The 21877-nt window shown below is 36.5% G+C and carries 21 protein-coding genes; 19 read left to right on the forward strand and 2 right to left on the reverse strand.

Translation table 11 applies throughout. From position 1 onward, the window contains the following. Positions 1-208 precede the first annotated feature (208 nt). The 18 genes from IJ535_RS12085 (at position 209) to IJ535_RS12170 (ending at position 18170) form a co-directional block, all read left to right on the forward strand. Positions 209-421 (forward strand): FeoA family protein, encoded by a 213-nt coding sequence (locus tag IJ535_RS12085; RefSeq protein ID WP_294303238.1) that lies wholly within the window; start codon positions 209-211, stop codon positions 419-421. A gap of 87 nt (positions 422-508) precedes the next feature. Further along, positions 509-736 carry a FeoA family protein gene (locus tag IJ535_RS12090; RefSeq protein ID WP_294303250.1) on the forward strand — a complete coding sequence of 76 codons (228 nt, stop codon included), beginning with the start codon at positions 509-511 and terminating at the stop codon, positions 734-736. A gap of 4 nt (positions 737-740) precedes the next feature. Further along, a complete protein-coding gene (gene feoB, locus IJ535_RS12095; protein WP_294303266.1) occupies positions 741-3116 on the forward strand; it encodes a ferrous iron transporter B in 2376 nt (791 codons plus the stop codon). A gap of 55 nt (positions 3117-3171) precedes the next feature. Further along, positions 3172-3309 (forward strand): FeoB-associated Cys-rich membrane protein, encoded by a 138-nt coding sequence (locus tag IJ535_RS12100; protein WP_294303269.1) that lies wholly within the window; start codon positions 3172-3174, stop codon positions 3307-3309. A gap of 229 nt (positions 3310-3538) precedes the next feature. Then, a complete protein-coding gene (locus tag IJ535_RS12105; protein WP_294303282.1) occupies positions 3539-4627 on the forward strand; it encodes a glycosyltransferase family 2 protein in 1089 nt (362 codons plus the stop codon). 198 nt (positions 4628-4825) lie between these two features. Then, a complete protein-coding gene (locus tag IJ535_RS12110) occupies positions 4826-4963 on the forward strand; it encodes a hypothetical protein (RefSeq protein ID WP_196801515.1) in 138 nt (45 codons plus the stop codon). A gap of 6 nt (positions 4964-4969) precedes the next feature. Next, positions 4970-5794: a DUF4422 domain-containing protein gene (locus tag IJ535_RS12115; protein WP_294303295.1), complete on the forward strand. Its 825-nt coding sequence runs from the start codon at positions 4970-4972 to the stop codon at positions 5792-5794. Between the two features lie 105 nt (positions 5795-5899). Continuing rightward, positions 5900-6709 carry a metallophosphoesterase gene (locus tag IJ535_RS12120; RefSeq protein ID WP_294303307.1) on the forward strand — a complete coding sequence of 270 codons (810 nt, stop codon included), beginning with the start codon at positions 5900-5902 and terminating at the stop codon, positions 6707-6709. Positions 6710-6941: 232 nt separating this feature from the next. Further along, entirely contained in the window at positions 6942-8033 is a 1092-nt protein-coding gene (locus tag IJ535_RS12125) for an acyltransferase family protein (RefSeq protein ID WP_294303316.1), read from the forward strand. Positions 8034-8053: 20 nt separating this feature from the next. Then, entirely contained in the window at positions 8054-8284 is a 231-nt protein-coding gene (locus tag IJ535_RS12130; RefSeq protein WP_294303327.1) for an acyl carrier protein, read from the forward strand. A gap of 44 nt (positions 8285-8328) precedes the next feature. Further along, complete coding sequence (locus IJ535_RS12135) at positions 8329-9735, forward strand: class I adenylate-forming enzyme family protein (RefSeq protein ID WP_294303332.1); 1407 nt, start codon at positions 8329-8331, stop codon at positions 9733-9735. A gap of 132 nt (positions 9736-9867) precedes the next feature. Further along, positions 9868-11109, forward strand: coding sequence for an AAA family ATPase (locus IJ535_RS12140; RefSeq protein WP_294303335.1), 1242 nt, complete (start codon positions 9868-9870; stop codon positions 11107-11109). A gap of 2 nt (positions 11110-11111) precedes the next feature. Next, a complete protein-coding gene (locus IJ535_RS12145) occupies positions 11112-11801 on the forward strand; it encodes an RloB family protein (RefSeq protein ID WP_294303338.1) in 690 nt (229 codons plus the stop codon). A gap of 109 nt (positions 11802-11910) precedes the next feature. Beyond that, the gene (locus IJ535_RS12150) at positions 11911-12111 is read left to right on the forward strand and encodes a hypothetical protein (RefSeq protein WP_294303340.1); all 201 of its coding nucleotides are present in this window, start codon (positions 11911-11913) and stop codon (positions 12109-12111) included. Between the two features lie 203 nt (positions 12112-12314). After that, the gene (locus tag IJ535_RS12155; RefSeq protein WP_294303343.1) at positions 12315-13418 is read left to right on the forward strand and encodes a hypothetical protein; all 1104 of its coding nucleotides are present in this window, start codon (positions 12315-12317) and stop codon (positions 13416-13418) included. A 214-nt stretch (positions 13419-13632) separates the two neighbouring features. After that, positions 13633-14202 (forward strand): hypothetical protein, encoded by a 570-nt coding sequence (locus IJ535_RS12160; protein ID WP_294303346.1) that lies wholly within the window; start codon positions 13633-13635, stop codon positions 14200-14202. Between the two features lie 133 nt (positions 14203-14335). Further along, the gene (locus IJ535_RS12165) at positions 14336-14524 is read left to right on the forward strand and encodes a hypothetical protein (protein ID WP_294303349.1); all 189 of its coding nucleotides are present in this window, start codon (positions 14336-14338) and stop codon (positions 14522-14524) included. Positions 14525-14759: 235 nt separating this feature from the next. Beyond that, positions 14760-18170: a hypothetical protein gene (locus IJ535_RS12170; RefSeq protein ID WP_294303352.1), complete on the forward strand. Its 3411-nt coding sequence runs from the start codon at positions 14760-14762 to the stop codon at positions 18168-18170. A gap of 76 nt (positions 18171-18246) precedes the next feature. On the opposite strand, the gene IJ535_RS12175 is transcribed toward IJ535_RS12170, so the two are convergent. Together IJ535_RS12175 and IJ535_RS12180 are read right to left on the reverse strand one after the other, a co-directional pair. Further along, the gene (locus IJ535_RS12175; protein WP_294303354.1) at positions 18247-19623 is read right to left on the reverse strand and encodes an O-antigen ligase family protein; all 1377 of its coding nucleotides are present in this window, start codon (positions 19621-19623) and stop codon (positions 18247-18249) included. Between the two features lie 72 nt (positions 19624-19695). Continuing rightward, positions 19696-20400 (reverse strand): acyltransferase, encoded by a 705-nt coding sequence (locus IJ535_RS12180; RefSeq protein WP_294303357.1) that lies wholly within the window; start codon positions 20398-20400, stop codon positions 19696-19698. Between the two features lie 274 nt (positions 20401-20674). Between IJ535_RS12180 and IJ535_RS12185 the strand changes: the two genes are divergently transcribed. After that, entirely contained in the window at positions 20675-21877 is a 1203-nt protein-coding gene (locus tag IJ535_RS12185) for a glycosyltransferase family 4 protein (RefSeq protein ID WP_294303359.1), read from the forward strand.

Consider the following 21877-nt stretch of genomic DNA (forward strand, 5'->3'; position numbering starts at 1 on the left):
CTTAATGACGTTGCCTAAGGGGGAGGTTATTTTTTTGCAAATTTTTCATAAAAAACTTAAGTTAGGCTCTTGAAACTTATTGAAATTTGTGATAAATTTACTTAGGCGTTAGAGAGGGCTAACATAAATTTGATATACCAAACTTTAATTGGATTAAATTTAATTTAGCGCAATCTACCAAAAGTTTTACATGTAAAAGGAAGTATATATGATGCCATTAGTAGTAGCGCCAACTGGCGAAGAACAAATGATTAAAAGAATCGGCGGTTCAGAAGAAGTGAAGCGTCATTTACAGGAGCTTGGTTTTGTACCAGGCGGCTTTGTAACAGTAGTTAACGAAATAGGCGGCAACCTAATCGTTAATGTTAAAGAATCAAGAGTGGCTGTAGATAAGCAGCTTGCTCAGAAAATTATGGTTTAACATGAATGCGAGCAGATTGAGCTTACTCAATCTTACGGCGTTCTAGTAAGCGAAGCTTACATATTTTAAGTATAAAAGGAGAGAAGCATGAGAACACTTAAAGATGTGAATGTCGGTGAGACAGTGACAGTGGCAAAGCTTGATGGCGAAGGCGCTGTAAAGAGAAGAATCATGGACATGGGAATTACAAAGGGTGTAGAAATCTATGTTAGAAAGATTGCTCCACTTGGTGACCCGGTAGAGATTACAGTTAGAGGATATGAGCTTTCTGTACGTAAGGCTGATGCAGAAATGATTCAGATAAAGGAGGATTAATAAAGTGGGAATTCGTATTGCACTTGCAGGTAATCCAAACTGCGGTAAGACTACATTATTTAACTCACTCACAGGTTCTAACCAGTTCGTAGGTAACTGGCCAGGTGTTACTGTAGAGTATAAGGAAGGTAAGTACAAGGGTGACAAGGAAGTTACTATCGTGGATCTTCCAGGTATCTATTCACTTTCACCATACACATTAGAGGAAGTTGTTTCTCGTAACTATCTTATCGATGAAAAGCCAGATGCTATCATCAATGTTATTGATGGTACTAACTTAGAGAGAAACCTTTATCTCACAACACAGATTGTTGAGCTTGGCATTCCAGTAGTTATTGCTATCAACATGATGGATGTTGTAGAAAAGAACGGTGACAAGATTAATGCTAACAAGCTTTCAGAGGAAATTGGTGTTCCTGTAATCGAGATTTCTGCTCTTAAGAACAGAGGTCTTAAGGAAATCGTTGCAGCAGCTACAAAGGCTGCAAAGGAAGCAAATCCTCAGTCACCAAAACATAGATTTGACGGCTCTGTAGAGCATGCACTTGCTCATATTGAGGAGCTTTGCCTACATAACATCGATGACGAAAATGTTCAGAGATGGTATTCAATTAAGCTATTCGAGCGTGATACAAAGATTCAGGAAAAGCTTGGTCTTTCTTCAGATGTTATTGAACATATCGAAAAGGATATTGCCTCTTGTGAGAAGGAAATGGATGATGATTCAGAATCGATCATCACAGGCGAGAGATACAATTACATCGGTACAATCATTAATGGTTGTGTGAAGAAGGCAGCTAAGGGAATGACTACATCTGATAAGATTGATCAGATTGTAACTAACAGATTCCTTGCACTTCCAATTTTTGCTATTGTAATGTTTATTGTTTACTATGTATCAGTTACAACAGTTGGAACATGGGCAACAGACTGGGCAAATGATGGTGTATTCGGTGATGGATGGCACTTATTTGCAATCGGTTCAAAGGCGTATACAGAAGCAGCTGATGAGTACACAGCAAATCAGCTTATTGTTGATGGATATGACCTTATTGTAGAGGAGACAGGCGCTGAGCCTACAGGCGAATTTGAGTATCCTGTAGAGGACGAGGAGACAGCGGCCGTTGAGTATGAAAAAGCGACACTTGAGGATTATGAGGCTGCAAAGGCTTATGTAGAGTCAAATGAGGAGCCAGACCCAGCAAACTATGGCGTATGGATTCCTGGTATTCCAGTATTTGTAGAAGCTGGTCTTGATGCAATTAATTGTAACGATGTTGTTAAGGGACTTATCCTTGATGGTATCGTAGCAGGTGTTGGTGCAGTTCTTGGATTCGTTCCACAGATGCTTGTACTTTTCATCTTCCTTGCATTCCTTGAGGCATGCGGTTACATGGCCAGAGTTGCATTCATCATGGACCGTATCTTCAGAAAGTTTGGTCTTTCAGGTAAGTCGTTCATTCCAATGCTTATTGGTACAGGTTGTGGTGTTCCTGGTATCATGGCATCACGTACTATCGAAAATGATAGAGACCGTAAGATGACAATCATGACAACAACATTCATTCCATGTGGAGCTAAGCTTCCATTTATCGCAATGGTAGCAGGTGCTATCTTTGGCGGTGCTGCTTGGGTTGCACCTAGCGCTTACTTCCTTGGAATTTTTGCAATCATTACATCAGGTATTATGCTTAAGAAGACAAAGATGTTTGCTGGTGATCCAGCACCATTCGTTATGGAGCTTCCAGCATACCACTGGCCAACAGTAGGTAACGTGCTTCGCAGCATGTGGGAGCGTGGCTGGTCATTCATTAAGAAGGCTGGTACAATTATCTTACTTTCAACAATCGTAGTTTGGTTCTGTACATTCTTTGGTGTTGTTGATGGTGCATTTACAATGCTTGAGGAAGACCAGATTGATCATTCTATTCTTGCAGCAATTGGTAAGGCACTTGCTTGGATATTCATTCCACTTGGATTTGGTGATTGGGAGGCAACAGTTGCTTCTATCACAGGTCTTGTTGCTAAGGAAAACATCGTTGGTACACTTGCTATTATCTACGGTGCATCTGGCGATGTATACGAGACAATGCGCGCAGCATTTACAAACGCATCAGGTTTTGCTTTCCTTGCATTCAATCTTCTTTGCGCTCCTTGCTTCGCAGCTATGGGTGCAATCAAGCGTGAGATGAACAACACTAAGTGGTTCTGGAGAGCAATCGGATATCAGTGTGGTTTCGCTTGGGTAATCGGACTCATTATCTACCAGGTTGGTAAGGTCTTCACAGGCGAAGGATTCACTTTCGGAACAATCTTTGGAATCGCAGCTATCTGCTGTCTTATCTACGGATTATTCCGCAAGGACAAGTACAATAAATAAGCCTTCCCCCTCTGGGGGAAGGTGTCAGCGCAGCTGACGGATGAGGGTAATAATCATGGGAACAGCAATAGTAATTCTAATCCTAGCCGCTATCGTAGGCGCAATTATTCGCTCAATGGTAAAGGCACATAAACGTGGCGAACACCCAGCCTGCGGTGGCGATTGTAGCCACTGTGGTGGCGGTTGTCACTAGGAAAATATTGTCCCTTGGCTTTTCTTAGCCAAGGGACTTTTTTCGTGGGTTATTAAATGAGCAACACATCAATAAAGTCGGCAAGCGCGAGCAGGGGGGCGCCATGCCTGACCATGGGTGGGGCCCACTCCGGCGGGCTCCCATGGTTAGGTATGGAGGGTGCCCTGCGGGAGCATGAGAACCTACGACTGTGTTGCGGACTCTGGTGGTTTTTGGTATCATTTGAAGTATGAGTGAGAATATAAAATTTTCCGTGATAATGCCTACTTATGGGGTGGGCGACTATATTGGCGATGCCCTAGGCTGCCTCTCAATGCAGACCTATGACAACTTTGAAGTAATCATCGTGGATGATTGTTCCCCTGATAAATCAGGTGAAATAGCCAACAGTTTTACCCAAAGGGATGATAGATTTTTCTATGTAAAGCATAGCGAAAATAAAGGTGTTTCCGAAGCAAGAAATACAGGCATTGAACATGCCACGGGAGATTATATTCTCTTTTTAGACCCAGATGATTTGTATGAGCGTGATTTGCTGAGGGTATGTGCAGCAGTGCTAGAACGTAATCCTGTGGATTTGCTGGTATATAGCTTTACTGAGGATTATCGTAATTACGAATCAGGCAGGATTGAATATCGTAAATGCGTTAGCTTAGAGCAGATGGATTATGATGACGATATGGTTACCACAAGTGACCCTGCAACCATTCATAAAATGGCCATGCAAATGGAAGCTATCACAATGCTTGGGTATCCTTGGAACAAGTGTTATAAGACAAGCGTTATCAAGGAACATAGTCTTAAATTTCAGCAGATAAAGCATGTAGAGGATATTTTATTTAACTGCGATTTCCTTGATTACACCACATCTCTTACAGTGCTAAATGACGTGCTGTATCATTATAGAAATCAGGGGCAGGCCCGCCTCACAGGTGGCGCTATTGATGACTATTTCAAGCTTCAGAAGATTCGTGTGCAGCGAATCTATGACCAGCAACAGCAGTGGAAGACCTGCGACTTTGAAGCTCTTGGAACTCTTTCTAAGATATATTTCAGAAGCTTCCAATCAGCTATGGTTCGCCAAATTGAAGGTGGTATCAAGTGCGATGATATTTTAAAATGGTGTAACGCCGAGTCAGAGACAGAACTCTATCAGGAGATGAAGAAATATCTTCCTGACGATTCTAAAACCCTTAAGTTTTTATACAAGCCTCTGGCTCAGGGAATGTTTGGCACAGCCCTTAAGCGTGCCCGCATCATGGAATACACCAAGCACCACTTCCCGGGGATTTTCAATAGGGCGAAGCAGTTAAGGTAGTGGGTATTATCATATCCTGCCCTTTAGATGAGCCTGTAGGTAACAAAGATTTATGTTCTAAAGCGAGACATCCTGTCGAGCGTAGAATATAAATCTTTGTTACCGTAACAGGCGGACTACAGGAAATCAAGGGGTAATATTTGCTTTTGTAGATACAGTAGGTTATAATTTAGTTAGTTGTGAGAAGGAGGGTTTACTATGACTGAGGGCGGTTTTTTAATTTTCTTTTTTGCATTAATTTTATTGGTAGTCATCGTAGCTGTTATCGCAGTTGTGTCTGCGGTTTCAGGTGCAGCGGCAGCGATTGCCGACGAAGAGGATGGCGAAGAGGATTAACTAATTTTGGATATAAAAATCTTTATAGCGACTCACAAACCATGCCTGTTACCTGAACAGGATTGTTACGTGCCAATTCATGTGGGAGCGAAGGGCAAAGATAATATTTCATATGAAGAGTGTGGCATTAATAAACCAGGAGCATTAGTTAGAGATGATTCTGGTGATAACATCTCTGAGAAGAACCCATACTATTGTGAGCTTACAGCTACTTATTACATCTGGAAAAATATTACGGCGGATGTGGTTGGCTTGTGCCACTACAGACGCTATTTTTCTTCTAAGAAAAATAGCGGAGATGATGAGAATCCATTTAAAAATATTCTGTCTGAGGCAGAGATTAGCACATTGATGTCAGAGTACGATATTGTAGTACCAAAGACTAATAAGTACTTTATCGAGACTCTTTATAGCCATTATTCACATACATTGGATGGTAGCCATTTGGATATAGCCAGGGAGGTTATGGCTCAGCTTTATCCGAAGGATCTTAAGTATTTGGATGCCATCTATTCTAAGACAAATGGAAGTATGTATAATATGTGCATTATGAAAAAGGATTTGTTCGATGCCTACTGTGAGTGGATGTTTAATTTACTTGCAGGTGTGGAGGAAAGAATCGATGTATCAAATCTATCTGCATTTCAGGCCAGATTGTTTGGTCGTGTGTCAGAGATTCTTATGAATGTATGGATACTAAAAGCATCTAGCGAGGGTCATTCAGTGACTGAGGTGTCAGCAGCCTACACAGAAAAGATTAACTGGGTAAAAAAGGGCGTTTGGTTTCTTCAAGCCAAATTTTTCGGAAAAAAATATACTAAAAGTGCGTAAATTATACAAAGCCATTGTTCAAATAAGATTGAATAATGGCTATTTTTTATATTATTTTAGTGATAAAATACAGTGTCAAAAAAGTTAGTAATAGAAATTTGCAGTATGAAAAAGAAAAAAATTAGTGTTATTAAAATATTACTGTTTGCCATAATGCTGTATATCTTGTTAGGCTTTTTCAATCCATTGGTGACAGTAAAATATGATTTATCATTCGATAATTTGCCTGAGCAGATGGAGGGCTACAAGATTGTCCAAATTACAGATTTTCACTGTAAAGAATTTGGCAATAAAGAAGATGAGCTGGTTAACATGGTTAAGAGCTGTGAACCAGATTTGATAGTCCTTACTGGTGATTTTGTTGACGAGAAGCATACTACTGAAAATGCCAGATATCTGTTAGAGGGAATAAAGGACATAGCTCCAATTTATTATGTCACAGGCAACCATGAGTTTTATTCGGGTTCTCCTTATCCTGAGTTTAGGGATATCTGCGAGGAGAATGGCATAACAATACTAGAGAATGAAACTGTAGAAATTAAGTATAAGGATACCAGCTTTTTACTTACTGGTCTTGATTTTGTCAACTCCGTGGCGCATATGAAGGATGTAATTGGATATGCAGACAATAGTTACTTTAATGTGCTTTTGTATCACGATTCCTCCAAGTTCAATTTTCTATCGGAATACGGATATGACTTAGAGTTCGCAGGTCATGGCCACGGCGGCCTTATTCGCTTGCCACTTGTTGGTGGGTTACTTGGCTCAGATTATCATCTTTTCCCTAAGTATGATTATGGAATCTTCAAGGAAAAGAACACCACAATGGTAAACAGTTCCGGCTTGGGAGATGCTAGAGTGCCTAGATGGAATAATCCTAGGGAAATAGTGCTGGTTACATTACATAAAAAATAATAGAGATTAATGATTGGAAAGTAGTTCTTAATGACTACTTTCTTTTTTTCGCAACAATTGATAATTTATTGTGAAGGAATTGTGAAGACGGTGTGTATTATTTGTGTTTTTGTACTTAAAAAAATATAAAGGTGGTGTAATTTTCAGTATTGTGCCAATTGAGTAGATTGTCATTTTAATGTAAACTTCAAAAGTATTAATTAAAATTGCGAAAAATATCCGAGGAAATATTATGGATTTAAAAAATATAAAAATTAAGAATACATTGGGCATGTTTGATATGACTAAAGGTGTGATTATGATATTAGTCATTTTAGCCCATACATATGGATTGTTTGAGGGAATTTCTGCTAACAGTCCATTTATGCTTGTAGCATTGCTTTTGATGGTGCTTGGCTGTGCCGCTATGCCAATACTTTTTGTTGTTAGTGGTTACGGCTTTAGAAAGATGCCATTCAAAAAGTGTTTGAAGAAGCAGTTTGAAATACTGATTATACCTTATATAGTGACAGCACTTATCACATGCATAGTGCACTGTATTTCGTATTATATTTTGTACGGTGGCAAGAGAGTATCGGTTATGGAAACTGCTAAGGTATTCATTGCTTTTGCATTTGGTTTTTCTAATCACATGTGCGAGGGAATGTTTGCCAATGTAGCCTGTGGCCCAATATGGTTTTTATTAGCCCTTGTCATAGCTAATCTTATGTTTAATCAATTACTACATTTCTTTGAGGGTAAGAAGCTATTGCTTGCAGCCTTATTGGTATCTTGTTTGGGATGGCTACTTGGATATGTTGTAATTCTTCCTTGGAATATAAATCAGGGATTGGTTGCTACCTTATATGTAGCACTAGGATATTACGCTAAAAAGACTAGATTATTCACTTCAGAAATACCATTAAAATACAAGCTTTTAGTGCTGGTATCTTTGATTATTAATATTGTATTGATATGTCAGAACAAGGCGTATGATATGTCTAGCAATGATTATGGCGCAGGAATAATTACTATAGTTATAGAGGGAATACTTTCTATTGCTTTAATATATTTGTTCCTTCTAATGAATTCATTACGTGGAAGAATAAGTAACCTGATAAGAAGCATAGGACGAGGTTCATTATACGTTTTATGCGTACATACAATTGAAATGATGGGTGCTGGAAAGTATATCCAGTATGATTTTGCTAACAATTGGCAGGGAAGCTTATGGCTAAGAAGTTTGATAATATTTACAGTCAGACTTGTTCTGGTAATGGGCATAACATGTGCTTTCGTTCGCATCAAAACTGCTATTTATAATAAGCAGATAATTAAAAATTGAATTTATTAAGGAGAAAATGTATGAATGAGATATATAGCAGATTAGCAGCAATTATTGAGGATGTGGCTGACATTCCTCAGGATGAATTCAACGAGGACAGCTCTCTTATGATGGATTTGGATTTGGCTTCACTTGAGATTATGGCTATTATCGCCAGAATCGAAAAAGAGTTTTCCATTAAATTCACTGAAGATGAATTATTATCTGTAGAAACATTAAGAGATGCAGTTGAGGTTATTTCAGCTAAATAATCTGTTTGTATATAGTTATTAGGTTTTATTGAAAGGAATGAGAAATGTTTAAGTTTTTAGAAGCGCTTGAGAAGTATAAAAATGAGTGCGCCTTTGCCTTCTTAGATGGCGAAAACAAAGTAGAAGTTAGCTTTGAAAAGTACTATTCAGATGTTAAGAAATGTGCCTATAATATGGAATCTATTATGGGACCTTTAGACGGTAAGCATGTCGCTGTAATCGGTTTGAACAGCTACGAATATGTAGTAGTTATTTGTGCTCTTATGTTCAGTAGAGCAGTGTTGATTCCACTTAACTTCCGTGAGACACAGGATAATCTTGAGTTCGCAGTTAACCATGCTGAGGTTGAATATTTAATATCAGATGCATCAAAGGATTACGATTTTGGTTCTCATGTTAAGAATCTTAAATATGCAGATATCCTTGGTGGTGAAAACGAAAAGGAACTTACAGACTTTACTGAAGAAGAAGCAGACAAGCTATTTATGATAGTTTTCACATCTGGAACAACAAGTTTGTCAAAGGGTGTAGCTCTTTCTATTGGCAACATTTTCAAAGAAGAAAAAATCGCATTGCCTGAGAAGTATTCTCATGGTTTTAAAGCTGTTCCAGGTTTTAGAGTATACACTAATTTCCCATTCTATCACATCGGTGGTCTTCTAGCTTGGGTTACATGGGCAGAGCATGGCTGTACAATGGTTCAGAGTGCAAATCCTATGAACGTGTTAGAGGATTTGTTACATCAGGAAATCGATTATGCATGTGTTATTCCAGCCACTGTTAAGCTTTGGTTAAAGCAGATTAGACGTGGTAATATGGATAGACTGGGAAATGTTAAAATCATTACAACAGCAGGTGCTCCTGTAAGTGTTGATGACGTTAAAGAAATCCAGTCTCATGGTATTGCATTTGGTCAGTATTATGGAATGACCGAATGTGGTGGAAATATTACATTCAACTTTGATATGGAAAACCATATCGCATCTGTTGGCCGTTGTTATGATGACGGTTCAGTAGAAATCATCGATGGCGAAATCTGTGCACGTTACTGGGGCAACATGATGGGCTATTACAAGGACGAGGAAGAGACTGCAAAGGTACTTAGGGACGGCCTTGTTTATACAGGCGATTTGGGATATGTAGATGACGAAGGATATGTTTTCATCACAGGAAGAAAGAAGAACCTTATTATTCTTTCAGGCGGTGAAAATGTTAGCCCGGAAGAGCTTGAGAGATATTTACAGAAAAATGAAAATGTAAAAGAGTGCCTGGTATACGAAGACAACGACAGAATTGCAGCCGGCATCTTTTGCGATGAAGCATGTCAGGAAGAAATCCAGACATACGTTAACGAATTAAATAAAACTTTACCTATCTACAAGAGAATTTACAAGCTCGAATTCCAAAATCATGAATTTGAGAAGACTGCTCTTGGTAAGTTGAAGAGATAGATTTGATGAAACCACCTCGGGAGAGGTGGTTTTTTGCTTGTTGTGAGATTTTTTCTCACACAGTATTGACACATTAAATGAAGGCATAATATAATAACTGTGAGAAAAAATCTCACAATAGGAGGCGATGATATGGTATTCGAATTCACTTTTAATAATTATCGTTCATATAAAGATGAAGCGACTTTGAGTTTTGTTTCTAAGCCTATAAATGAACATGAAAGTAGCCTGATAGAGGCGATGGATGAGAAGTTACTTCCAGTGAATGTAATCTATGGTCCAAATGGTGGAGGAAAGAGTTCGGTATTACTAGCATTTAGATATATGGCTAGTCTTATTGTATTACCTTTTATTTCAATGCAGAAAATTAAAGGAGACAATGATGAGGTTGATATAGATGAAATAGCAAAAAAATGGCAAGGATCATTTAAAAGAGAGAGCTATAAGTGGGATGAAACCTGTAATGATGAACCTTCTGCCTTTAGTGTTCTATTCCAGAAAAATAATATAAAGTATAGATATGAGATATCCGTTCTAGATGACCGAATTGTTGGTGAGGGGTTGTATGTTCAAAGAAATGAGAATGATGTTGAAACTATATTTGAACGAGACTGGGATGATATTTCAATAAGTGAACGTATTCAAATCCCAATGGATATAAATGTAAATAAGAATCTTCCATTTTTAGTATATCTTGGGATGCTATTAGATTTAGAGGAAGTGGATGAAACAATCGTATTTTTCTTCTCAATAAAATATATTAACTTTGATAAGAACAATATAGATCATTCAATCCCAATAGGTAAGATCGTTGAAAATAAAAATCGAATTCTTCCAATTACTCAAAAAATGGGCATACCAATTTGTGATTTTAGGGTGGAATATGATGACAACGGAATCATCAAACATGTTTTTGCAAAACATGTTATTAACGGACAAGCTTCGCAGAAAGATATAGATTTTAATGCTGAATCTAGCGGTACCAGGAAGATTTTTAGTCTAATCTATACATTGATTGAAAGTATAGATAACGGTGATATAGTTGTTATAGATGAATTAGATGCAAAGCTACATCCTTTATTATTACAGTGCATTATAGATTTGTTTACTAATCCAGGAATAAATAAGAATGGAGCACAATTGTTATTTACATCTCATGATATTATAACTATGTCAAATGAGGTCTTTAGACGAGACGAAATATGGTTTGCTGCAATTAATGATAATGCAGAATCATTTCTATATTCACTTGCTGATTTCAAAAAGGCCAATGGAAAGAAGCCAAGAAATGATGAAATGTACGGAAAGCAGTATTTAGAAGGCCGATATGGCGCGGACCCTTACATAATGAGAATATCTGAGTGGGAGGATTAAGTGTGAGCCTAAAACCTATTAAGAAAAGTGACGCGAAAAAGTTGGACAAAATGAAAGCTAAGAAGCGTACAACAGAATTAACGGAATTGCCACCTAGGATATTAATTGTTTCCGAAGGAACTAAGACGGAACCATATTATTTTGAAATATTAGCTGAAAAAATAAATAGTAAAAGTAGCAAGATGACAAGTGGTGCTAGAGTCGTGGTTGAGGTTGAAGGTACCGGAAGAAACACAACTGGTTTATATAGCCATCTGGAAAACAAATACACAAGTGCTGATTTGGCAAATTATAAGCAAATTTGGCTAGTTTATGATAAGGATGATTTTCCTAAAGATAGATTCGACAATGCAGCAAGTAAGGCGAAAGAGCGGAATAATAGCAAATTTAATGCTGCTTGGTCTAATCAAAGTTTTGAATTATGGTTAGTTTGGCATTTTCAAGATTATTTTGCTGAGAGCCATAGGAAGGAGTACATCAAGGTACTAGATAAGTATGTTTCTCATTATGAAAAAGGTGACAAAGAAGTCTATTACTATATATTGAAAAACGGAGATATAAAAGAGGCTATAAAGAGAGCAAAAAGACAAGAAAGAATGTATGTAGATGATGGAGTGATGGTTCCTTCGCAGATGAAATGTGCATCTACGGTATACAAGTTGGTTGAAGAATTGATGCAATATATTAATTGAGTATAGATTCTTGTTTTTTTCAGAAAAAGAAAAGAATCCATAGATATTATTTTGGGGTATGCAATAATGTTAATTCGCTTATTACCACAGGAGGGAGGTAGAAGATTATATGTTTGTATTAATGAGCGATGAAGAAATGAAGGAAGCATACGGGGATTATAGGGAGAGTATTGGCGAAGCTAAAAACACACTAAAATCCATAAGAAACATTATGGAAACCCTTGATGTTTCTGCTGAAAAAGCCATGGACATATTAAAAATCCCAGCCGACCAAAGAGTAACATTCCAGGAAAAGATAAATCGGGAATAGATGAAATTTATTAACCACCTCGGGAGAGGTGGTTTTTGTTGTATTGATAGGATGCTAAAGGTTGCACCTAACATTTAACAATTGCTAAAGAGTGCTAAAGGTTACTAAAGGTTGCACCTCGGATTGGTTGATTGCTAAAGGTTGCTAAAGGTTGCACCTTTAGTGAATAACGCTTATAATATGAGTAATAGGAGGTATTAGCAATGCAAAATCCTTTTACACATGCTTTTGGCGCACAGCCTAACAAATACATATCAACAAATTTAGAAGAATCTATATATGAGAATTTTAGCTATCCAAGTCCTTCGGAAAAATGCTATATAATAACAGGGGTTAGAGGCTCTGGAAAGACAGTAATGATGTCTTCTATATCCCGCAGACTTATGGAAAATGATGATTGGGTGATATGCAACCTAGTATTGTCAGATGATATATTGAACCAGTTTGCTGCATCATTGGCGGAAAATAAAATATGTGCAAAACATTTTGTGAAAGCTTCTAATATGTCCATTTCGATGCTTGGCATTGAGGCCGGAATAGAATACGACAAAGAAAAGATTTTTGATATTCATATCCTGATAGGGAAACTTGTCCAGACACTTGCTGAAGCAGGAAAAAAGGTGATGATAACACTTGACGATATTTATGTATCTGATGGAATGATAGCTTTTGCTCAGGAATTTCAGCATTTATTAATTGATCATAGAGATTTGCCAGTCTATTTGTTAATGACGGGATTGTACCAAAACTATCGGGAATTGACTGATGTGAAAAATGAAAAATTAAAAGGTTGCACCTTCCTAACAAGGACCCTGGATAGAGAAATACCACCTCTTGACGATAGTCAGATGGCAGTGTCGTATTTTAATACCTTTGGAATTGATGAAAAGGAGGCTATTAAGCTAGCTAAAATGACAAAGGGATATGCTTTTGCGTATCAGCTGTTAGGATATTGGTACTTCGAAAAATATGTTAATAAAAATGAAGAGGTTCGCGATGTAGAGGTAGAATATAGAAGTGAACTGATTAAATATTCGTATAACAAGCTATGGAGTGAACTATCTGAAAAAGATAAGGAGATAGTGTATGCATTAGTAGAGCTTGAGGCTGATGAGAATCGTGTGAAACGAGCAGAAGTCATCAACTATATGAATTCACAGGGGACGGCCGTAACCTCGTCTACGTTCAACAAATATAGAGAACGCCTTCTTGGAAAAGGTATAATATCTACATCGGAAAATAGAGATGGGTATATTTGGTTACCGCTTCCACAATTTGGAAATTTTGTTCGATTGTATCATATGTAACTATCAGATGAACATAATATGTATCGAACAAGGAAAATTGGTGAGATACCTTTCTGAACATAGGAGGGAGGAAAATTAGAGAAGGTTAATCAGGAATAACATATTTGCTAGTCATGCAAGCCAGATTGCATTAGAAGATAGGACTTATAATAATTTTACATTGAATGTGACCTTTCCTCATGCATCGGTTTTATTCCTTAGAAGTAGGGAGGATATGCCAAAAGAAATGAATGTAAACATTAATACGCCAGGCGGAAGTTGTTCATATCCTGTTAAGGTGGTGCGTGTAAATGATTACAGTTTAGATGATATTTTTGAAAAGAAATTGTATTTTTTACTTCCGTTTTATCTTTTTACCAAAGAGAAAGAATTACCAGAAATGGAATGTGATATCAGTAAGGCAGATAATCTTATCAGAGAGTATGAAAACATGCTGATACGTATAGATAAATTGGTAGAAAACAATGACTTGTCAGTATATTCGCGAGGTGTTATTATAAAATTAATCATAGAAGTGAATGAAAAACTCACAAATAAATATAAGAATGTAAATCAGAGAGTAGGTGATTGCATGGGTGGAAAAGTATTAGATTTAGATATTATTAAGGCACATGATGCAGGAAAAAGTGAGGGCTATGCAGAAGGACGTGCGGAAGGTATTGAAGAAGATAGTATTATTCATATACGCAATATAATAAATAACTTAAAGCTAACAGCAGAGCAGGCAATGGAGGCTCTTGGAATAGCTAAGAGTGATTATAATAAGTATATAAATATGTTATAGAACATATGGGGAGCGCCTTTGAGGCGCTCTTGTCATGTTATCAATAAAATGCTGGTATTTGTATCAAAAAAGGAAAACTGATGAGATACCTTTCTGACCCATTGCTGATCACAGGAGGGAGGTAGAAGATTATATGTTTGCATTAATGAGCGATGAAGAAATGAAGGAAGCCTACGGGGATTATAGGGAAGAAATTGTGTTGTTAAAATCCATAAGAAACATTATGGAAACCCTAGATGTTTCTGCTGAAAAAGCCATGGATATATTAAAGATACCAGCTAACCAAAGAGGAACATTCCAGGAAAAGATAAATCAGGAATAGATTTAAATAGTAGAGTATATTAACCACCTCAGGCGAGGTGGTTTTTTGCATAGGGCATTTACCTCAAAATAATGTAAGCGATGTCTATTTCACATATACTTAAAAAAAACTACAAATTAATCTCACAGCAAAGGAATAATATATAAAAAGGTACATGCATGGAGATATTTGGGATGGTGGTAGTATGGTTAGAAAAAGATTTTTGCGAATGGTATCGTTATTTTTGACGATTATCATGGTTAGTTCTAGTGCTGAAAGTAAGATATTGGTTAGTGCTGAAGATATGTCGGATGAAGAGGTGAAGCAGGTAGATTCTATTGAGGAACAAAAAAACGAGTTGGAAGATTCTACCCAAAATAAAGAAGAATTGAAACAGAAAGAAAGAGATGAATCTGAGAATACGGGAAAGGACGAAACTGATGAAAAGGAAAAAGAAATGGCTTTTGTTTATGCAGGGGATAAATATGAAGAAATTATAGATGATGAAAATATAAATTTAAATATAAAGCGAGAATTGTTTGGGGGACTGGTAGCAGCTGAAGAACCGGAGAAATCGGAAGAAAAAATGGAGGAAGAACGTGAATGGGCAGTTTTGGTAAGCGATAATTATAATCATCTTGCAATTGCTCCTTCAGCAAATAAGGCTAAATCAGGAGATACTGTGTCTATAGTTGTAGCGGTAGATGTGGGGTATCGTTTGAAAAACATAACAGTTATTTCAGTGGATAATAATTCAATATCAAATATAAGTCCTGTATCAACTGGCGATAATACATATAAATATACTCAGCCGGATTGCAACGTTAAGATAATTGCATCTGCAGAAAAAGATAGCTATTCAGTTGCATGGCCTAGTGTACCGCTTGGTAATGGTACTGTTTCTATTGTGGATATTATTAAAGGGTCAGAGGACTCAATGGCATCAGGTATTACAACTGCCAGTTTTGGAGATAAGGTAATCATGGAGGTGGCACCAGCTGCTACATATAGCCTTTCTTCGATTGAAGTAACCTTTAGTGATGGTCAGGTTTGCAATGGATTAAAAAACTTTGACGGTAAATACGAATTTACTATGGTTGCAGCAAATGTTTTATCGATAGTTGCAACATTTTCTAAATATGTTGCATTGACCGATTTGACGAAGCCAGTAATAGTTGATGCTGATAATAGGGTAGTACCTCAAGTGGGCGACAGGTTAAATGCTATAAGTGCTGCATTACCAGTTACATGGGAATGGTATGCTGATGGTGTATTGATTGATAATACTATGAGTGAGACGCCTGAAATATATGTGCTCACTATGAACGAAGTTGGAAAAACTATTATGGTAGTTGCTAAACAACTTCAAAACACAGGAGATGGGCAACAACCTGTTGAAGTAGAGCAGATATCTGAATTGACTGAACCAGTTATAATAGGAGAAGGAACCATTATTTCTCAAGAAGAAGCGACATCTGCGGTGACTTATGATTATTATAATGAAATTGCTTTAATTGCACCTGAATATGAGGCGGCACTTGACGGAAATAGTTTAATGGGTGAATCTCAATTAGCTATTACAGATGTACTTAACTTGTCATCAGAAAGAGTAATTTATGTTCGCAGGAAGGCCAATGTTGGAACAAGAGCTAGCTTATGGACGTCAGTAGTACTTCCAGAAAGACCAGCATCACCTATATTGTCAACTGTGAGTCCATCAAACGGGCTTGCTTATAATGGGAAAATAGTTGGAACAACAACTGCTATGGAATATAAGTTGGCTAGCGAGTTGGAATATCAAAGAGCTTCTGATAGTTTTACAAATGCCAAAGCTGGAACTTATCAGGTGAGAGTTGCTGCGACGAATACTTCGTTTGCGGGAAAGACCGCAGAAGTAAATGTTGTAGTACCCTATACAGAACTTACAGATGAAAGAAAACCTGTTATTGGAAATATCACAGCAGCTCGTACGCTTCCATATGTTGGTGATGTATTGAAGGTAACTACAACTGCTGGACCTGGAATAACATATGAATGGTACGCAAATGGCTCATTGATTTTGGGGGTTACAGGGGATACTTATGCTTTGCCACCCTCTGCATATAATAAGAGAATTACAGTAAAGGCAATTCAATCGGCCAATGTAGATGGGGCTGGACACCCAGAAAGGGAAATTTCGATTACATCCGTAGCAGTTGGTCCGGTTAAGAAAAATCCAGTTGGGACTTTATCTAGTACTGATTATGAAAAATATTTACGAATAGATTATTCTGATGAGACAGCTAAAGCAAATTCGGGCTATGAACTTAACACTTCGAAAGGACGAACAGGCTTTGAAACAATAAAACTTTCTTCACTTATTGATAGAAGTACTAATCGTTGTTTCTATGTAAGACAAAAGGAAACTGACTATAACGAAGAGGGGGATTGGACTAAAATAGAGTTGGCAGCTCGTCCGGCTGCACCATCAGGTCTATCAGTTGAAAAAACTTCAGATTCTGACGAGGAAGATGGAAAAATAGTTGGAACAACATCTGCTATGGAGTATAAATTGACAAGTGTATCTAACTATCAACAGGCGACTGATGGTTTTACATTGGTAAAGATTGGAAGTTATCATGTAAGGTATGCTGCTTCGGAAAATAGTTTTGCCAGCAAAACAACTACCGTAAGAGTAACACCTGGTACAAATAAAAAGAAAAATGATGAAGATGATGAAAATAAATCAAAGGCTAAAAAGAAGGTAACAAGTACAAAGACTTCAAAGAAGATAAATAAAAATACTGACGATACTAAACGTTCTGCAAGAATTAAAGACGAGAGTGGGCTTTGGTATGAAATTCCTAGCGAAACCCGAAATAGTTTAAATAAGATAATGAAAGCTTCGGGAGGTGAGATTATAGATGCCAATGCATTATTATATGGAAATGCCGACGGATTTGAAACAAAGCAAGTTGGCGGCAAACCAGTAGCGCTCATTCTTGGGGCTGGTGCTATTGTAATAGAAGTTGATAATCCGGATTCTAATGTTATGCTAACCAATGCATTTGATGTGGCAAGTGCAGTTTTTACGAAGGAACAGTTAGAACTTGCCGAACAGGGGTGTGTTTTTGAGATAATGTTATCTTCTGCAAATATAGAAGAAAAAGATGTTTCAGAACCAATCATGTCTGTTATTAATGAAGGAATTGAAGAATACAATGAGGATTATCCAAATTTGTTGAAAATAGGCTTTTTGGATATAAATCTCATGTATCAGATTGATGGGCAGGGATGGACAGGGATTACTGAGACATATGAACCTATTGGATTTGTGCTAAGTTTACCAGAGGATTACATGAGTTCAATGGATACATTCTTCATTCTACGTGAACATGAAGGCGAGGTAACTTTACTTGATGATGAGGATGAAGATTTGAATACGGTAACAGTCTCGACTAGACAATTTTCCACCTATGTTTTAATGCACAATTCCACGGTGCCAATAACGAATTTTGACTCGGAGGTGGCTAAAACAGCTAAGGCAGATGCTGAAATAAATGGAAACATCTGGAAGCTACTATTTGGTGCTATGGTTGTTTTGAATTTAGCCTTAGTGGGATTCTACGTGTACAGAAGAAAGAAGATACTGGCTGAGATAAAATCTTATGTAGGATTAGATAGATGAGTAATCTGATGCCTCGGCACTATTGTGCCGAGGCATTTTTGGTCTACATAGCACTCCTAATAATCCCTCCCTAAATCTAATTAGATTCTGTATCTCTATAATGCAATAATATTATTAGATAAAACATAAGGAAGGCGTACATATTCTTGGTGCTTAGCATACCTAATAAGTAGCATAATATGTAAAACATATGATATTTGTTTTTATATGAAATGATTATCATAAAAGCAAATAGTGCGCACATTCCAAGTAGACCAATGATGCCTTCATCACAAAAGATTTCTACTATACCTACATCATATACATAGGAAATGGTCCAACGGTCCTTACCATCAGGAAAATGCCAATAGTACTGAACTTTTCCTCTGTTTGCTGCAGAAGCACCTAACCCAAATATAGGATTCTTTTTTGCAACGTAAAGTATACCAGTTAACTGTCTGGTTCTTGAAATAGAACCATTTATATTTTTTCCGTATCCTGATGAATCAGAAGGTGCATCTTCATCTAAATCATAATCAAAACCCACTTCATTCAAAATGGACTTTCCTGTTCCTACGTAATAATATTGTAGTGTTGGACTGATAATGCTTACTATACTCATGTAGATTAGGAGAACTAGTACAATTAAAGCTGCATTTTTGATAAAAAGTATTCTTCTTGAATTGCCTTCTAAAATATACATCATATAAACAAAGGCGATAATAATATAAAAGAACATATCAGAACGAGATCCTGAATGGATGACAGCAAGTGCATTTAGCCCTACAATGAATAAATATCTATTTTGTTTTGTGGTGTCATATAAATAGCATATAAGAGGAAATATAAAGACGCACATATTCCCAAAAAGTGCTGGCGCCGTAAATGATGAATTGATTCGCAATAGACCTAGTCTATAATAGCGGATGTTGTTCATGTCTCGTGTAACTGTATAAAGGGCATCAAATAGTCTTATTTCAAAGATACTTTCTATTATTCCTATAATAAACAAGAAAGAGGCTGTCCAAACTACAATCTTTATTATTTTCTTGATTTCTTCTTTTGAAGGGCTAATAAGGTAAAAAGCAATTAATAAAAATAATTGCTCATAAAGAATTAAAAAAATGGTTTTAATTGCCTGCCCGGTTATTATTGAACCATGTAGATTGGTAAATATTCTTAGAAGAAAATATCCTAATAGAAAAAAATATTCCTTCGGTAATTTTTTTAGATTTATATTTTTTAAATGCAAACTTCTTTTTCTGTTAATAACTGCATAAATGAAGAGGGTAATAAACATCATTCTTGCAACTGTAAGAACAGGAAAATTTATAGAAAACTCTACACCATAAAAAGGGGGGAGGAATAGCATGCATGGTACAAATAAATATAGGTATTTTTTATTTACAAAAAAGTAGATATTAGCAACAAATAAAACTAAAGAAAATGCTATCAAAAATACTTGGTTAAACATATATATAGGAACTCCAGTTGGTTTATTTTACACTACAGTTGATTTAACGTTGATTTAACGTTGATTTAACGTTTACTTATCATTTAAAAAATCTTCAAATGATGAATAGTAATTTGAATTAGATTCTTTCAAATATTTAATGCTTAGCTCTTTGCAATTTTCAAGATTTAGTCTGTCTTCAAAAGTGTTTGTTATATCAGAAAAGTTATCTTTTGATGTAAAAATAGGAAAATAAGAGTTGAACAATCTGATATCAGGATTTTTGTGGTATTTATTTCTATAGTACTCTCTGATGGTTTTAGCTTCTTCTATCTGCTTGCTAGCTCTTTTTCTCATAAACTCTTCTACAGACATTATTCTTTTGGCGGGAATACCAGCGTAAACAGAGTTCTTTTCGCAATGTGAAGTTACAAGACTTCCGGCGCCAATAATAACATTGTCTTCTATGATGGCTCCGCCTAAAATAGTAGCCCCCCATCCAATAAAAATGTTGTTGCCAATAAGAACGGGTTGTTGATTTCCGAGGATTCTTCCATCCATATTCTTGAATACTTTCCAACTGTAATCATGTGTCATGATTGTAACAGGACCGGTGAGAGCAACATTATCTCCAATTTTAAGCATATAAGGATTCTGAGTATCAATGATAGTTTCTGTAGGAAGGTAAATTCTGAAGTTTTTTCCGATATGAACTCCGCATGAACGTAAATGTTTCTCGTATGTAGAGGAAGTGGCTTTATATCCATATAATAGTTTCCTAAAAATATTTTTAATCATATTCTTTATTTATGCTCCTTATGATTTCGTTTTTATATAATAAAACATTTTACATATTATCATAGTTTAAAAAAAATGGCGAGAATTAGAAGATAGATGATAAATATAATTGTGGCTAAATTGTGAAAAGTTACACAATAAAATAAAAAAATATACATATATTTTTACTAATAAGTAATTGTCAACATATAACGCCAGGTTGTATAATTCATCAGTATGGAAATTTATGAACTTTTATCTTAAAAATATGAATTAATTTAATAGGGAGTTATATATGAAAGTTTTAATGGTAAACAAGTTTCTATATCCTAATGGAGGATCGGAGACTTATATTTTCAAGCTAGGAGAAGCACTATCAGCCAAGGGACATGAGGTTCAGTATTTTGGTATGGAGCATGAGGGACGTTGCGTTGGCAATAGGGTAAATGCTTACACATCAGATATGGATTTTCATGATGCTAGTAAGTTTGAAAAGATGACATATCCTTTGAAGACTATTTATTCAAAGGAAGCTCGGCAAAAGATTAGGTTGGTGTTAGATGATTTTAAGCCAGATGTTGTTCACCTGAACAATTTTAATTATCAGCTCACACCGTCTATTATATTAGAAATAGTCAAGTGGAGAAAGCAGACAGGACAAAGCTGTAGAATTGTATTTACAGCACATGATTATCAGCTTGTTTGCCCAAACCACATGTGTAACAATCCAAACACTCATGAGAATTGCGAAAAATGTTTATCTGGTAAATTTATTAATTGTACAAAAGGTAAATGTATTCATGGAAGCACAGCAAAAAGTTTTATAGGTACACTCGAAGCTTCATTCTGGAAGCTTAAGGGGACATACAAATATATTGATAAGTTTATTTGCTGTAGTGAATTTATGAAGAGTAAGCTTGATAGCAATCCTCTATTTGCAAAAAAGACGGTTGCTATTCATAATTTTATTGAATCTATACATTGGGTAGAGGTTGAAAAGGAAAATTATGTTCTTTACTTTGGAAGATATTCTGAGGAAAAGGGTATTCGTACACTTATCGAGGCAGCAAAGAGAATGCCCGAAGTGAATTTTATTTTTGCAGGTAAGGGTCCACTTGAAGATTTACTTAATGATGTGGATAACATCAAGAATGTGGGTTTTCAAAGTGGAGAAAATTTATCAAATCTTATTCGCAAGGCTAAGATGTCAGTTTATTCATCAGAGTGGTATGAGAATTGTCCATTCTCTGTTATGGAGTCACAGATGTATGGTACACCAGTAATCGGTGCAAACATCGGTGGAATCCCAGAGCTCATCAAGGTTGGTGAGACGGGACTTCTTTATGAGAGCGGAGATGTCGATCAGCTTTGTGATGCTATCCACACAATCTGGCAGGATGATAGCAAAGCAAGGGTTATGCATGATGCATGTAAGGAATTAAGCTTTGACACTATTGATGAATATTTGGGTAAAATATTAAAGATTTACGAGGGTTAG

Origin of the sequence: Pseudobutyrivibrio sp. (genome assembly GCF_017471675.1) — a bacterium.
Taxonomy (GTDB): domain Bacteria; phylum Bacillota; class Clostridia; order Lachnospirales; family Lachnospiraceae; genus Pseudobutyrivibrio.

What these genes read in the sequence shown, in the direction of transcription:
- IJ535_RS12130 (WP_294303327.1), top strand. Translation starts at nt 8,054, where the DNA reads ATGAATGAGATATATAGCAGATTAGCAGCAATTATTGAGGATGTGGCT.
- IJ535_RS12175 (WP_294303354.1), bottom strand. Translation starts at nt 19,623, where the DNA reads ATGTTTAACCAAGTATTTTTGATAGCATTTTCTTTAGTTTTATTTGTT.
- IJ535_RS12100 (WP_294303269.1), top strand. Translation starts at nt 3,172, where the DNA reads ATGGGAACAGCAATAGTAATTCTAATCCTAGCCGCTATCGTAGGCGCA.
- IJ535_RS12185 (WP_294303359.1), top strand. Translation starts at nt 20,675, where the DNA reads ATGAAAGTTTTAATGGTAAACAAGTTTCTATATCCTAATGGAGGATCG.
- IJ535_RS12120 (WP_294303307.1), top strand. Translation starts at nt 5,900, where the DNA reads ATGAAAAAGAAAAAAATTAGTGTTATTAAAATATTACTGTTTGCCATA.
- IJ535_RS12140 (WP_294303335.1), top strand. Translation starts at nt 9,868, where the DNA reads ATGGTATTCGAATTCACTTTTAATAATTATCGTTCATATAAAGATGAA.
- IJ535_RS12165 (WP_294303349.1), top strand. Translation starts at nt 14,336, where the DNA reads ATGTTTGCATTAATGAGCGATGAAGAAATGAAGGAAGCCTACGGGGAT.
- IJ535_RS12110 (WP_196801515.1), top strand. Translation starts at nt 4,826, where the DNA reads ATGACTGAGGGCGGTTTTTTAATTTTCTTTTTTGCATTAATTTTATTG.
- IJ535_RS12180 (WP_294303357.1), bottom strand. Translation starts at nt 20,400, where the DNA reads ATGATTAAAAATATTTTTAGGAAACTATTATATGGATATAAAGCCACT.
- IJ535_RS12170 (WP_294303352.1), top strand. Translation starts at nt 14,760, where the DNA reads ATGGTTAGTTCTAGTGCTGAAAGTAAGATATTGGTTAGTGCTGAAGAT.
- IJ535_RS12135 (WP_294303332.1), top strand. Translation starts at nt 8,329, where the DNA reads ATGTTTAAGTTTTTAGAAGCGCTTGAGAAGTATAAAAATGAGTGCGCC.
- IJ535_RS12150 (WP_294303340.1), top strand. Translation starts at nt 11,911, where the DNA reads ATGTTTGTATTAATGAGCGATGAAGAAATGAAGGAAGCATACGGGGAT.
- IJ535_RS12090 (WP_294303250.1), top strand. Translation starts at nt 509, where the DNA reads ATGAGAACACTTAAAGATGTGAATGTCGGTGAGACAGTGACAGTGGCA.
- IJ535_RS12125 (WP_294303316.1), top strand. Translation starts at nt 6,942, where the DNA reads ATGGATTTAAAAAATATAAAAATTAAGAATACATTGGGCATGTTTGAT.
- IJ535_RS12155 (WP_294303343.1), top strand. Translation starts at nt 12,315, where the DNA reads ATGCAAAATCCTTTTACACATGCTTTTGGCGCACAGCCTAACAAATAC.
- IJ535_RS12105 (WP_294303282.1), top strand. Translation starts at nt 3,539, where the DNA reads ATGAGTGAGAATATAAAATTTTCCGTGATAATGCCTACTTATGGGGTG.
- IJ535_RS12085 (WP_294303238.1), top strand. Translation starts at nt 209, where the DNA reads ATGATGCCATTAGTAGTAGCGCCAACTGGCGAAGAACAAATGATTAAA.
- IJ535_RS12160 (WP_294303346.1), top strand. Translation starts at nt 13,633, where the DNA reads ATGCCAAAAGAAATGAATGTAAACATTAATACGCCAGGCGGAAGTTGT.